Origin of the sequence: Achromobacter animicus, from assembly GCF_902859585.1 — a bacterium.
Classification (GTDB): Bacteria; Pseudomonadota; Gammaproteobacteria; order Burkholderiales; family Burkholderiaceae_B; genus Achromobacter; species Achromobacter animicus.
This window is the reverse complement of the sequence record NZ_CADIJM010000013.1, coordinates 66,732-79,579: the sequence shown is the minus strand read 5'-3', so window position 1 is coordinate 79,579 and position 12,848 is coordinate 66,732. Positions and strand designations below refer to the sequence as shown.

Annotated in this window: 14 protein-coding genes and 1 riboswitch; of the genes, 7 read left to right on the top strand and 7 right to left on the bottom strand. The window is 67.0% G+C overall.

What is annotated here, in order from left to right; translation table 11 throughout:
• Nucleotides 1-113: 113 nt before the first annotated feature.
• Nucleotides 114-752 carry a trimeric intracellular cation channel family protein gene (locus HV681_RS22860; RefSeq protein WP_175125147.1) on the bottom strand — a complete coding sequence of 213 codons (639 nt, stop codon included), beginning with the start codon at nt 750-752 and terminating at the stop codon, nt 114-116.
• Between the two features lie 223 nt (nt 753-975).
• Between HV681_RS22860 and HV681_RS22855 the strand changes: the two genes are divergently transcribed.
• On the top strand, nt 976-1,839 hold the full coding sequence (locus tag HV681_RS22855; protein ID WP_105237166.1) for a universal stress protein: 864 nt from the start codon (nt 976-978) through the stop codon (nt 1,837-1,839).
• Between the two features lie 57 nt (nt 1,840-1,896).
• Here the strand turns inward: HV681_RS22855 and HV681_RS22850 are convergent, their stop codons facing one another.
• From HV681_RS22850 to HV681_RS22835, 4 genes are all read right to left on the bottom strand, one after another.
• The gene (locus HV681_RS22850; RefSeq protein ID WP_437340396.1) at nt 1,897-3,177 is read right to left on the bottom strand and encodes a muropeptide transporter; all 1,281 of its coding nucleotides are present in this window, start codon (nt 3,175-3,177) and stop codon (nt 1,897-1,899) included.
• An 88-nt stretch (nt 3,178-3,265) separates the two neighbouring features.
• The gene (metW, locus tag HV681_RS22845; RefSeq protein ID WP_175125146.1) at nt 3,266-3,880 is read right to left on the bottom strand and encodes a methionine biosynthesis protein MetW; all 615 of its coding nucleotides are present in this window, start codon (nt 3,878-3,880) and stop codon (nt 3,266-3,268) included.
• Nucleotides 3,877-5,136 carry a homoserine O-succinyltransferase MetX gene (gene metX, locus HV681_RS22840; protein ID WP_175125145.1) on the bottom strand — a complete coding sequence of 420 codons (1,260 nt, stop codon included), beginning with the start codon at nt 5,134-5,136 and terminating at the stop codon, nt 3,877-3,879. Before metX ends, metW begins: the two co-directional genes overlap by 4 nt.
• Nucleotides 5,126-5,207: riboswitch (SAM riboswitch) on the bottom strand. Its footprint overlaps the gene before it by 11 nt.
• Before the next feature lie 26 nt (nt 5,208-5,233).
• A complete protein-coding gene (locus HV681_RS22835) occupies nt 5,234-5,989 on the bottom strand; it encodes a GntR family transcriptional regulator (protein ID WP_175125144.1) in 756 nt (251 codons plus the stop codon).
• 182 nt (nt 5,990-6,171) lie between these two features.
• Between HV681_RS22835 and HV681_RS22830 the strand changes: the two genes are divergently transcribed.
• From HV681_RS22830 to HV681_RS22810, 5 genes are all read left to right on the top strand, one after another.
• Nucleotides 6,172-6,453, top strand: a complete 282-nt coding sequence (locus tag HV681_RS22830) for a UxaA family hydrolase (RefSeq protein WP_056327564.1) — start codon at nt 6,172-6,174, stop codon at nt 6,451-6,453.
• 28 nt (nt 6,454-6,481) lie between these two features.
• Nucleotides 6,482-7,657: a UxaA family hydrolase gene (locus HV681_RS22825; RefSeq protein WP_175125143.1), complete on the top strand. Its 1,176-nt coding sequence runs from the start codon at nt 6,482-6,484 to the stop codon at nt 7,655-7,657.
• 159 nt (nt 7,658-7,816) lie between these two features.
• The gene (locus tag HV681_RS22820; protein ID WP_175125142.1) at nt 7,817-8,830 is read left to right on the top strand and encodes a Bug family tripartite tricarboxylate transporter substrate binding protein; all 1,014 of its coding nucleotides are present in this window, start codon (nt 7,817-7,819) and stop codon (nt 8,828-8,830) included.
• Nucleotides 8,831-8,867: 37 nt separating this feature from the next.
• A complete protein-coding gene (locus HV681_RS22815) occupies nt 8,868-9,803 on the top strand; it encodes a hydroxyacid dehydrogenase (RefSeq protein ID WP_175125141.1) in 936 nt (311 codons plus the stop codon).
• A 34-nt stretch (nt 9,804-9,837) separates the two neighbouring features.
• On the top strand, nt 9,838-10,845 hold the full coding sequence (locus tag HV681_RS22810; RefSeq protein ID WP_175125140.1) for an Ldh family oxidoreductase: 1,008 nt from the start codon (nt 9,838-9,840) through the stop codon (nt 10,843-10,845).
• A gap of 110 nt (nt 10,846-10,955) precedes the next feature.
• Here HV681_RS22810 and HV681_RS22805 read toward each other — a convergent pair whose 3' ends face one another.
• Nucleotides 10,956-11,852, bottom strand: a complete 897-nt coding sequence (locus HV681_RS22805) for an AEC family transporter (RefSeq protein ID WP_175125139.1) — start codon at nt 11,850-11,852, stop codon at nt 10,956-10,958.
• Between the two features lie 135 nt (nt 11,853-11,987).
• Between HV681_RS22805 and HV681_RS22800 the strand changes: the two genes are divergently transcribed.
• Complete coding sequence (locus HV681_RS22800) at nt 11,988-12,281, top strand: helix-turn-helix domain-containing protein (RefSeq protein ID WP_254594340.1); 294 nt, start codon at nt 11,988-11,990, stop codon at nt 12,279-12,281.
• Here HV681_RS22800 and HV681_RS22795 read toward each other — a convergent pair.
• Nucleotides 12,271-12,810 carry a hypothetical protein gene (locus HV681_RS22795; RefSeq protein WP_175125138.1) on the bottom strand — a complete coding sequence of 180 codons (540 nt, stop codon included), beginning with the start codon at nt 12,808-12,810 and terminating at the stop codon, nt 12,271-12,273. The two genes, HV681_RS22800 and HV681_RS22795, sit on opposite strands and share 11 nt — an antisense overlap.
• Nucleotides 12,811-12,848 lie beyond the last annotated feature (38 nt).

Below are 12,848 nucleotides of genomic sequence, written 5' to 3'. Positions count from 1 at the left end.
ATACTAGAAATCTATTGAAACAGAAATAGAAATAATGTTTCACACAATAGACACGGCATCGCATGGCCTGCTGTGGACAGGGCGGGAAGGACGATTTCGACCGCTCGGCGCGGTCAGTCCCAGTCGTCGCGATAGACGAATTTGGGCATCTGCCAGTTGAAGCGCAGGGCCATGAGGCGCATGGTCAGCCCCGCGGCCAGCGCGATGGGCACCGACGCGTTGGCCGACAGGCCGAGCGACATCGAGCCCAGATACAGTGCGCCGGTCACCAGCGACACGCTGGCATAGAGTTCCTTGCGGAACAGCAGCGGCACCTCGTTGCACAGCACGTCGCGCAGCACCCCGCCGGCGCACCCGGTGATCATGCCGCTGATCAGCACGACGGTGATCGGCAACTGCATCATCTGCGCCACCTGGCAGCCGATGACCGTGAACGCCACCAGACCCAGCGCGTCAGCCAGCAGGAACACGCTGCGCAAGCGGCGCATGACCGGCGCGATCAGCGCGGTCAGGATCGCTGCCCCGCCCGTCATCCACAGGTACTCGGGATGCACGACCCAGGTCAGCGGATAGTGCCCCAGCAGCACGTCGCGCAGCGATCCGCCGCCCAGCGCCGTCACGCACGCGATGATGCAGACGCCCATCCAGTCCATGTCGCGCCGCCCCGCCGACAGTGCGGCCGTCATGGCTTCGGCAACGATGGCGACCAGGTACAGCGGGTGCAGCAGGGCGGGCGACAGATCGGTAAACATAGGTGGGGGGGTAGCTTGGGCAGGCCCCATTGTATTGAGCCTTGCCGGCGGGCGCGCCATTGCCTGCGCGCGCATCATCCCGTACCCTCAAACCTGCGTTGACAACGATCAACTCCGGTCTCGTTTCGCGGCGAGACAATGGAGACGTGCCCGACCGGGCGCTACTGGGCCAGGCAGCGCGGACGCGGGAGCCGCCCCTCTGGCCGTAACCGGGAGATTAGGTATGACCCAGCAAATTGGCCCCATCCTTCTGGCCACCGACCTGAGTGCGCGCGGCGACAGAGCCCTCGACCGCGCCCTGCAGTTGACCAAGGAACTGAACACCAAGCTGATCATGCTGCATGTCATGGAATCCCATGCCACGCCGCTCACCACCCCCGTCTGGCGCCGCCTGTCGCCGGACCACAAGGCCCTCGTCGAACGCGAACTCGCCGAAGACGTCGCCGCCGCCAACGTGCCGGCGGAAGTCGTGGTCACCAAGGGAGACCCCGTCGCCAGCATCATGGAAACCGCCGACGCGTATGGCTGCTCGCTGATCGTGGCCGGCATCGCCCGCCAGGAAACGCTGGGCCGCCTGCTGCTCGGCACCACGGTCGAAAAGCTGGCCCGCCAGGCGCGTCAGCCCGTGCTGGTAGTCAAGAACCGCCCCCGCCGGCCCTACCGCGACGTACTGGTCGCCACCGACTTCTCGGATGGTTCGCGCCAGGCGCTGCGCGCCGCACTGCAATTGGTGCCAAATGCGGACATCACCTTGTTCAACGCATATGAAGTGCCGTTCCAGAGCGTGAGCAAGCCGGACGACGGCGTCGTCGACAACCTGTATCGAACCGCCGAACAGTGCGCCGAGCGTTTCATCGCCGAAACGCCCGAACTGCCCAAGGGCCGCCCGACCAAGGTCGTGCTCGAAGCCGGCCAGCCCGAAACCGTACTGTCCGACTACTCGTTCAACCACCGCTCCGATCTGGTCGTCACCGGCACCCACGGTCGCACCGGCATCCTGCGCACCGCCATCGGCAGCGTGGCCGAGCGGCTGCTGGAATCCCTGCCCAGCGACGTGCTGATCGTCCGGCTGAGCGGCGAAGAATAAGTTTTCGGCCAGCAAAAAGGCGGCGCTTGTGCGCCGCCTTTTTTTGCGCTGGGTCGGCTACGACTCGCCCTGCTTTTCCATGGTCTCGATCGTGCCGCGCAGCTTGCGCAGCAGCACGAGTCCCGGCAGGGCAATGGCCACAGTCAGCAGGAAGAACCCGGGCCATCCCAGGTATTCGACCAGCGGCGGCGTCAACGGGCCGGCCAGATAGGTGCGGCCCACGGCCGACAGCGCCGACAGCAGCGCAAATTGCGTGGCGGAGAACCGCTGGTGGCACAGCGCCATCAGCAGACCCACGAAAGACGCCGTGCCCAGGCCGCCGCACAGGTTCTCGATGCCCACGCCGGTTGCCATCAGCCACAGGTTTTTCGGGCTGACCGCAATCAGCCAGTACGCCAGGTTCGACACTGCCTGCAAGAGGCCGAACGCCATCAGCGACCGGTACAGCCCCCAGCGCGCCATCAGCGACCCGCCCGCCAGCGCGCCGATGATGGTGGCCGCCAGCCCCAGCACCTTGTTCACAGTGCCGACCTCTGTCGGCGTGAACCCCGCGCCGCGGATCAGAAACGTGGTGGACAAGGCCCCGGCGAACGCGTCGCCCAGTTTGTACAGCACGATCAGCAGCAGCACTTCCATCGCGCCGCGGCGCATGAAGAATTCGCGGAGCGGCTCATTCACCGCCTCGCGCAGGGTGCGCGGCGGGCGCGCGACGTGCTCGGGCTCGGGCGCCCACAGCGTGGCCAGCGCGCAAAGCAGCATCAGCCCGCCCATCACCATGTAGGTGTTGCCCCACCCTATCCACTGATCCGCCATGATCAGCGCCAGACCGCCCGACGCAATCATGGCAAGCCGGTATCCCATGACCCGGATGGCCGCGCCCGCGCCGCGCTCGTCCTTGCGCAGCACGTCCGTGCAATAGGCGTCGAAGGCGATGTCCTGCGTGGCGGACAGAAAGGCAACCAGCACGGCCAGCACGGCCAGCGCCATCAGCGTGGACGACGGCGAAAGCGTGCCCATCGCCATGATGGCCACCGCCAGCAGCAGCTGCGTCACGAGCATCCAGCCCCGGCGCCGGCCCAGCAAGGGCGGCGCAAACCGGTCGACGAACGGCGCCCAGAGGAATTTGATGGTGTAGGCCGTGCCTACCAGGGTGAGGAAACCGATTTCCTGCAGCGGCACGCCTTCGACGGTGGCCCAGGCCTGCAAGGTGCCGCTGGTCAGGGCCAGCGGCAGCCCGCTGGCAAAGCCCAGCACCAGCAAGGGGGCAACGCGCGGGCTGGTGTAGACGTTGAATACAGCGGTGATGACGGTCTCCTGAAACTTGGCCAGCGGCGTCACGGGCGCCGGCCGCGGGCTTGCGGCATTTTAGGGCCTGTTGCCCCGCGCCGTCAGGAGGATGCGTGTCGGAATGTCAGGGGGATGATTGTCAGGGCGAAGCAAAGCGGTACACGGCCAGCGTGCTGCGCCAGCTGGGGAACGCCTTTACTTCCTTGCCTTCGTTGAAGGTGGCGCGTTCCAGGATGCGCAGGCCCACTTCCCCCGCAAGCTGTTCGAAATCGCGCAACGTGCACAGATGGATGTTCGGCGTGTTGTACCACTGGTACGGCATCTGCCCCGTCACGGGCATGCGGCCGCGCAGGATGGCCCAGCCGTGCGGCCAGTAGCCGAAGTTGGGAAACGACACCACGCCGTAGCGCGCCACGCGGGCCATTTCGCGCAGGATGTGCTCCGTGCGGTGCATGGACTGCAGCGTCTGCGACAGCACGACGGTGTCGAACTGCTTGTCGTCAAAGAGCGCCAGGCCGTCTTCCAGGTTCTGCTGGATGACCTCGACGCCGCGGCGCACGCAGGCGATCACGCAGGTGTCGTCGAGTTCGACGCCGGCTCCCTTGACCTGGCGATGGTCGCGCAGGTGCGCCAGCAGCGCGCCGTCGCCGCAACCCAAGTCCAGGACGCGGCTGCCCGGCTCGATCCACCCGGCAATGCGCGCCAGGTCGGGCCGCAGCGCGCTGTGAGCATAGCGGGGAGTCACGGAAGTCATTCGGAGCATCCTTCAATCGGGGCGGCGGCTTGCAGGCCCAGCTCGCGCGCGATGCGTTCGTAGTAGCCGCGCACCACCGCGTGATAGCGCGCGTCTTCCAGCAGGAAGGCGTCGTGGCCGTGCGGCGCGTCGATCTCGGCGTACGTGACGGGACTGGCGTTTTTCAGCAGCGCCCGCACGATCTCGCGCGACCGCTCCGGCGGGAAGCGCCAGTCGGTCGAAAACGACACCAGCAGGAAGTTCGACTTGGCAGGCGCCAGGGCGCGCGCCAGATCGCCGCCCGTGGTGCGAGCCGGATCAAAGTAGTCCAGCGCGCGCGTGATCAGCAGGTAGGTGTTGGCGTCGAAATAGCGCGTGAACTTCTCGCCTTGGTAACGCAGGTACGACTCGACCTCGAACTCGACGTCGTAGCCGTAGCGGTACGCACCGTTCTCGGCGGGTGCGCGCTGGGCGCGGCCGAATTTCTCGGCCATGTCGTCGTCGGACAGGTACGTGATGTGGCCGATCATGCGCGCGACCGACAGGCCGCGACGCGGCACGGTGTCCTGCGCGTAGTAGTCGCCGCCGTGGAAATCCGGGTCGGTGATGATGGCGCGGCGGGCCACTTCGTTAAAGCCGATGTTCTGCGCGGACAGGCGCGGCGTGCTGGCGATGACGATGCAGTTGGCCACGCGTTCGGGCAAGGTGATCGACCAGCTGAGCGCTTGCATGCCGCCCAGCGATCCGCCCATCACCGCCGCAAAGCGCTCGATGCCGAAGTGGTCCGCCACCCGCGCCTGCGCCCGCACCCAGTCTTCCACCGTCAGCACCGGGAACGCGGCGCCCCAGGGCTTGCCGGTCTCGGGGTTGATGCTGGCCGGCCCGGTCGAGCCGAAGCACGAGCCCAGGTTGTTCACGCCGATCACGAAGAAGAGATTGGTGTCCACCGGCTTGCCGGGGCCCACCATGTTGTCCCACCAGCCCAGGTCGTTGGGGTTGTCCGCGGCTTGCCCAGCCACGTGGTGCGAGGCATTGAGCGCGTGGCAGATCAGCACGGCGTTCGTGCGCTGCGCATTGAGCGTGCCGTAGGTTTCGACAGCCAGTTCGTAGGACGCGAGCGATTGGCCGCTCAGCAGGGGCAGCGCTTCGTCGAAACGAATGAACGTGGGGGAGACAAGGCCGACCGAACCGGGATCAACGGTATCGGAAGTCGTGACGGTTGCGGGGACGAACCCGCTGGCCGAATCACCGGCCAAATGTTGGGCAGGAGTGGTCATACGGACCTCTTTAGCTGGATTTATTGGAAGGCGCCCGCAAGCGGATCAGGCAAATCGGCGCCGAAAATTGGGTAGTGCGGCAGGAATTCTAGCACTGCTACGTGCCGGCTTCCCAGGGCTCCTGTCCCAGATACTCGTAGCGTTCGGTGTTCACGCGGGACACGCGCCATTCCACCGGCTGGCGGTTGTAGGAGAACGCGATGCGGCGGATCTCCAGCAGCGCACTGCCCTCGGCCACGCCCAGGCAGCGCGCCTGCGTGCGTTCGGCCAGGCAGGTCCGCAGGCGCTCGTCGGTGGCGATGACGTTGACGCCGAAAAGGTCCTGGTACAGCGCGTACAGCGTGCTGGTGCGCTCGCGCAGATGCGCTTCAGTCAGCCCCGGAAAGCGCGATTCGGGCAGGCACACCTCGTCGGCCATGACCACGTCGCCGTTGAGCGACAGCACATTCAGGAACTCGAAAACATGGGCGCCCGCGGGCAGTTCCAGCTTTTCGCGCGCGACCGCCGAGGCCTTCACGCGCCGGAAGCGCAACAGCTCGGTGGTCGGATAGGACTTGCTGCCGTCCTGCCCGACGATGCGGAAAAATTTGAAGAAGTGATGGTTGCGCGTGTGCACCGCGACGTAGGTGCCGCGCCCCTGATGGCGCACCAGGATGTTCTCGGCGGCCAGTTCGTCGATGGCCTTGCGCAAGGTGCCGATCGATACGCCGAACCGTTCAGCCAGATGCTTTTCCGGAGGAATCGCGTCGCCCTGCTTCCACTCGCCTTGCGCCAGCGCGGCAAGCACGGCCTGCTTGACCTGTTCGTACAAGGGACTGCCCAGGGGCACAGTCGGTGACAGGCTGGTGTTCATGGGTGCATCGCAAAAATCAAGGACCTCCAGTGTAGCGGCGCGTCCGTCATTCGCTCAAGTCATGTAAGTCATCTATATGATTTAGTTGACTTTGAAAAAAGCCGGGCCTAAGATTTCCTGGCCGTTGTGATCCGCGCCGCGTGCAGCACCCGGGCGGCGCCCCTGACTCAGAGAGGAAGACAATGATTCACGCCGTATTGCACGATGCGAAGGACACGGTGGCGGTCGCCGTGGTGGAAGGCCTGACCGCCGGAACGGAGTTGAACGCCTGGATCATGGATGAGGACAAGATCATCCATGTGCGCGCGTCGCAGGACATTCCCATCGGACACAAGGTGGCGATGAAGGACATGGCCGTGGGCGACACCGTCTTCAAGTACGGCGTCGACATCGGCCGCGTGGTGGCGCCCATCAAGGCCGGCCAGCACGCCCACGTGCACAACATCAAGACCAAGCGCTGGTAAGCGCCCGTCCATCGCACAGGAACCCACCATGTCCATCATCACTGCCCAGACCACCTTCCAAGGCTATCGCCGCGACAATGGCCGCGTCGGCGTGCGCAACCACGTCATCGTCCTGCCCGTGGACGACATCTCCAACGCCGCGGCCGAAGCCGTCGCCAACAATATCAAGGGCACCCTGGCCCTGCCTCATCCTTATGGCCGCCTGCAGTTCGGCGAGGATCTTGAACTGCACTTTCGCACGCTGATCGGCACCGGCTGTAACCCCAACGTCGCCGCCGTGGTCGTGATCGGCATCGAGGAAGGCTGGACCAAGCGCGTCGTCGACGGCATCGCCGCCACCGGCAAGCCCGTCATGGGCTTTTCCATCGAACTGCACGGCGACCACGACACGATCATGCGCGCGTCGCGCTGCGCCAAGGAATACGTGCATTACGCCACCGCACTCACGCGCAGCGAATGCCCCATCGCCGACCTGTGGGTCTCCACCAAGTGCGGCGAATCCGACACCACGTCCGGCTGCGGCGCCAATCCCACGGTGGGCAACGCGTTCGACAAGCTGTATGCGCTGGGCTCCACCCTGGTGTTCGGCGAGACGTCGGAGTTGACCGGCGGCGAACACATCGTCGCCGAACGCTGCGCCAACGACGCCGTGCGCGAGCGCTTCATGTTCATGTTCGACCGCTACCAGGCCATGATCGACCGCTGGAAGACCAGCGACCTGTCCGAGTCCCAGCCCACCAAGGGCAACATCGCCGGCGGCCTGACCACCATCGAGGAAAAGGCGATGGGCAACATCCAGAAGATCGGCAAGCAATGCCGGGTGGATGGCGTCATCGACAAGGCCGAGATCCCCGATGGCCCCGGGCTGTGGTTCATGGACTCGTCCTCGGCCGCGGCGGAAATGGTCACGCTGTGCGCCGCCTCGGGCTACGCCGTGCACTTCTTCCCCACCGGCCAAGGCAACGTCATCGGCAACCCGATCCTGCCGGTCATCAAGATCTGCGCCAATCCGCGCACGGTGCGCACGATGTCCGAGCACATCGACGTGGACACCAGCGCCCTCTTGCAGCGCGAGATCGACCTGAACCAGGCCGGCGACAAGCTGCTGGAATGCATGCTGGCCACCGCCAACGGCCGGTGGACCGCGGCCGAGGCCCTGGGCCACCGCGAGTTCGTGCTCACGCGGATCTTCGAAAGCGCCTGATAGCGCCTTTCCGGCGCCGGCGCGACCAGGAGAACGCGCCGGCCGCCTTAGCGGCATCCTCGCAACATCAACGACAAGAACCTGCAGACCCGGGCGCAGTCCGCGGCAGCAAAGGCGTACGCATTCCTACCCGGGCGTTATCCCCAAGGAGGAAGACAGATGAGTAGCGAACCGCATTATTCCCTGCACGATGCGCAGCGCCGTCGCCTGCTGGGCGCCCTGGGCGCCGCCGGCCTCTGTGCGCTGGCCCCGTGGGAACGCGCGCTGGCGCAGAAAGGCGCGTGGCCCGAGCGTCCCATCAACTACGTGGTGCCGTTTCCGCCGGGCGGCCTGACCGACGTGGCCGCGCGCCAGGTGGGCAAGGCGCTGGCGGACGCCGAACGCTGGAACGTGGTGGTCGAAAACAAACCCGGGGGCAGCGCCAACATCGGCGCGGCGCATGTGTCGAACGCGGCGCCCGACGGCTACACCTGGCTGGCCATCACGCTGTCGCACGCGGCCAACGCCACGCTGTTCGCGGGCAAGGCCGGATATGACCTGACGCGCGACCTGACCCCGCTCGCCGGGCTGGCGTCGTCGCCGATCATGGTGGTGGTCAACGCCAAGAGCAACATCAAGACCATGGACGACCTGGCGCGCGCGGCCAAGGCCAAGCCGCTGTCGGCCGGTTCCAGCGGCAACGGCACGCCGCCGCACCTGACGCTGGCGCTGTATCAGAAGCTGACGGGTGTGCCGCTGATGCACGTGCCGTACAAGGGCGGCGCGCCGTCGCTCACGGACCTGATCGGCGGGCATCTGGACGTGGTGTTCTCCAACTACCCGGAATCGCTGGCGCACGTGAAGAACGGCTCGCTTCGCGCGCTGGCCATCACCACGCGCGAGCGCAGCAAGGACCTGCCCGACCTGCCCACCACGGCCGAAGCCGGCCTGCCTGACCTGATCGTCGAGAACTTCACGGGCGTGCTCGCGCCGGCCGGCACGCCACCTGAACTGGTCCAGCGCATCGGCGACGCCATCGTCAAGCAGGTCTCGCAGCCCGCCATGCAGCAGTCGTTGTTGCAACTGGGCTTCGTGCCGCAGCCGCGCGGCCCCAAAGAGTTCGGCGCGTACCTGAAGTCCGAGGTCGACCGCTGGGCCAAGATCATCCGCGACGCCAACATCCAGGTCGCCTGACGCGGCCAACCTGCCACCACGAAAAGGAGCCCGGCAGATGCGAGTTTTGATATCGGAGTTCATGGACGCGCCTGCCGTCCAGGCCCTGCAGCAGCGGTTCGACGTGCAGTACGCGCCCGAACTGGTCGAGCAGCGCGGCGCGCTGCTCGCCGCCGTCGCGGATGCCGACGCCCTCATCGTGCGCAACCGCACTCAGGTGAACGCGGAGGTGCTGGCCGCCGCGCCGCGCCTGGTTGCGGTGGGCCGGCTGGGCGTCGGGCTCGACAACATCGATCTGGCGGGATGCGAGACGCGCGGCATCAAGGTCATTCCCGCCACGGGCGCCAACGCCCGCGCCGTGGCCGAATACGTCGTCGGCACAATGCTGTCGCTATTGCGCGGCGCCTATGGGTCCACCACGGACGTGGCGGCCGGAGCGTGGCCCCGCAATGCGCTGTCGCAAGGGCTGGAAGCGCACGGCCGCACGCTGGGCGTGGTGGGATTCGGCGGCATCGGCCGCCTGGCCGCGCAGCTTGCGCGCGGGCTGGGCATGCGCATCGTGGGCAGCGATGCCGCCCTGCCGCCCGACCATCCCGCGTGGCAGGAAGCAGGTGCAGAATCGCTGTCACTGGACGATCTGCTTGCCCAGGCGGACGTCGTGACGCTGCACCTGCCGCTCACGCCCCAGACCCGGCATCTGCTGGACGCCGCGCGCATCGAACGCATGCGCGCCGGCGCCATCCTCATCAACACCTCGCGTGGCGGCATCGTGGACGAAGCCGCGCTGGCGGCGGCGTTGCGGGCCGGGCGGTTGCGCGGCGCGGCGCTGGATGTCTTCGAGCAGGAACCGCTGCCCGCCGGCAGTGCGCTGGCCGACGCACCGAACCTGATCCTGACACCGCACATCGCGGGACTCACGCAGGAGGCCAACACGCGCGTTTCCGACATGGTGGCCGCCGGTGTGACAATGGCGCTTGACGCCCGCGCACGCTGACGAGGCGCGGCGCGCCTCACACGACAGGAAGGATATGGCTCACATCTATCTGGACGAACTTCAACACCTGGCCGCGGCCGGTCTTGCCGCCGCCGGCGCCAACCCGGTCATGGCCGACAGCACCGCCCGCGCACTGGTCTTCGCGGAAAGCCAGGGGCTCAGCTCTCACGGCCTGTCGCGCGTGCCGTTCTACGCCGGTCATCTGCGCACCGGTCGCGCCATCGGCTCGGCCGTGCCGCGCCTTGTGAACGAACGCGGCGGCGCGGCGCTGATCGATGCCGGTTCGGGCCTGGCGTTTCCCGCCTGCGCGATGGCGGTCGAACAGGCCACGGCCCGCGCCCGCGAGCATGGCGTTGCGTTCGTGGGCGTGGCCAACAGCCATCACTTTGGCGAAGCGGCCTACCACCTGGAAGCCCTGGCGGACGCCGGCATGGTGGGGCTGGCGCTGAGCAACTCGCCTGCCGCCATGCCCGCCTGGGGCGGCAAGCGCCCCCTGTTCGGCACCAACCCCATCGCGGCGATCTTCCCCCGACGCGGCGGCGCTCGCCTGGTCATCGACCTGTCGCTATCGCAGGTGGCGCGCGGCAAGCTCATGATCGCCGCACGCGACAACCAGCCGATTCCGCTGGGCTGGGCGCTGGACGCCGAGGGCCAGCCCACCACCGATCCGAAGGCGGGACTGGCCGGCAGCATGCTGCCCGCGGGCGGCGTCAAGGGCGCCATGCTGGCGCTCATTGTCGAACTCATGGCCTGCGCGCTGACCGGCGCGCGCTTCGGCTACGAGAACGAGTCGTTCTTTGTGGATGAAGGCGGACCGGCGCGGCTGGGGCAGGCATTCATGGCGATCGATCCCAACGCGCTGGCGGGTAACGATGTCTACCTGGAACGCGTGGAAACGCTGGTCGACGCCATGCTCGAAGACGAAGGCGTGCGCCTGCCGGGCGACCGCCGCCGCAAGCTGCGCGACGAGGCGGTCAAGCACGGCCTGGACCTGCCCGATGCGTTGATGACGCAGTTGCGCACGCTGGCGGGTGCAGGCTGAACCGCGCGGCCGGACTGCGCGATTTGACTGCCGGGCTTGACTGCGGGGTTTGACTGCCGGGTTTGACTGCCGGGTTTGACTGCGGGACTTGACCCCGCCGCCCGGCGCCCCTACTGCCCGTGGGAGAACCACAGCATCAGCGGCGCCAGCAGCAGAAACACGACGGTGGACACCAGCACGGCGCCCGCCGCGGTGTCCCCCAGCGGCGTATAGCGCCGCGCGTACATGTAGCTGACCACCGCGCACGGCATGGCCATCTGCAGCGTCAGCGCACCGGCCAGCACCGGCTCCAGGTCCATCGCCCACACCACGGCCAGCCCGGTCAACAGACCCGCCACCAGGCGGATCGCACCGACCTTGGCGCCGTCGCGCAGGCCGTTCGACGGAATCAGCGCCAGCGCATGGCCCAGGCTCAGCAGCATCAGCGGCACCGTCACCGCGCCCAGCATGCGCGCCGTCTCGATGATCCACGCGGGCACCGGCACGTCCAGCAGACGCAGCGCCACCGCCACCACGGACGCCAGCAGGATCGGGCTCTTCCAGCTTCCCTTGGTGTTGACGCCCGGCAGCATGCGCACCGCGATGGTGTGCATCACGAAGGAACTCACCGCAAAAAAAGCCACCGCCACCGACAGGCCCGCGTCGCCGAACGCCAGTTGCGAAATCGGCAGGCCCAGGTTGCCGGCATTGGGCTGGAACGCCGTGGGTAGAAGGCTCAGCACAGGCAGCTTCCAGGCCTTGAGCAGCGCCGCGCAAATCAGCGCGCACAGCAGCAGGGCGATCAGGGTTGCTGCAGCCACGTCGGCCAGCGCGCGGTTGTCCAGGTGGGTGGTGACGAAGGTGTGGAACACCAGCGCGGGCGTGGTGACGGAGGTGACCAGCGTGGTGATGAAGTTGCCGCCGAAAGGAAGATCGCGCTTGCCCCAGTAAAGCCCGATTCCCACGCAGGAAAGCAGGGGCAGCATCAGCACAATGGCTGACAGGTAGAACTGCGCGATGGCCAACATGGACTATTCCGTCAGAGATAAAAAAATTGATGCGTCACGGCATCATTGCTTGCCCCGGCCGGGGCGGTCGCCGCAGCATGGACGCATTGTTCACAACAGGACCACCCCGTCCTCGCCGCCATGTCCGCCACACCGATGCGCATTCCTGCCCACTCATCGCGTTGCGCCGTCCGCAGCGCCATTCCACCCGCCGGCCTGCATCTGGCAGACCGGCAGGCAGCTTGCCTGCCGTTATCGGACAGACAGGCCGCGTGCCTGCGGTGGTCCGCCGCGGGCAAAACCAGCTGGGAAACCGCCCGCATATTGGGCGTCAGCGAAAGCACCGTGAATTTCCACCTGCGCAACGCCTGCAGCCGCCTCGGCGTGCGGGGCCGGCGCGCGGCCGTGGTGGCGGCGCTGCGGCTGGGCCTGCTCGAGTTCAAGGCTTGATGACGACGGACCGCAGGAATTCGCGCGCGCGCTCGGCGGGCAGGCTTTCCTCGGTGCCGGCGGCCACGGCCTCGATCAGCATCGTGTCCGTCACCCACACCTTGGCCTGCAGCCATCCGGGCTTGCCCACCGCCTTGCCGCGCACCTCGATTTCCTGGCCATAAGGCGGCCATTCGTTGGGCGGCGGCGCCTGCATATTGGTGTAGAGCGACCGCATCAGGGCCACGCCCAGCGCCTGCCGGGCCGCGGGGCTGGCCGCGATCTCCGGTGGCAGGGGCGCCGATCCCACGGCAAACACCGCTTCGCCGACGGTCGCGCTGGCCATCGTGAACTTCAACGCGTGCGTGTCCAGCTTCAACTCGCGGGTTTCCGTCGACACCCGGGCGGGGAACGCGGCGCGGACGTGGCCGTCCGCCACATCCATCTCGCGCCAGTTGTAACTGGGCGAGCAAGCCGCCAACGCCAACGTCAGCGTCAAAAAAACGCCCGCTTTCTTGAACATGAAACGAAACAGCGATGAAATCGTCATTACCCGAGGACTCCAGGGTCCCGTCATTTCGAGGAATC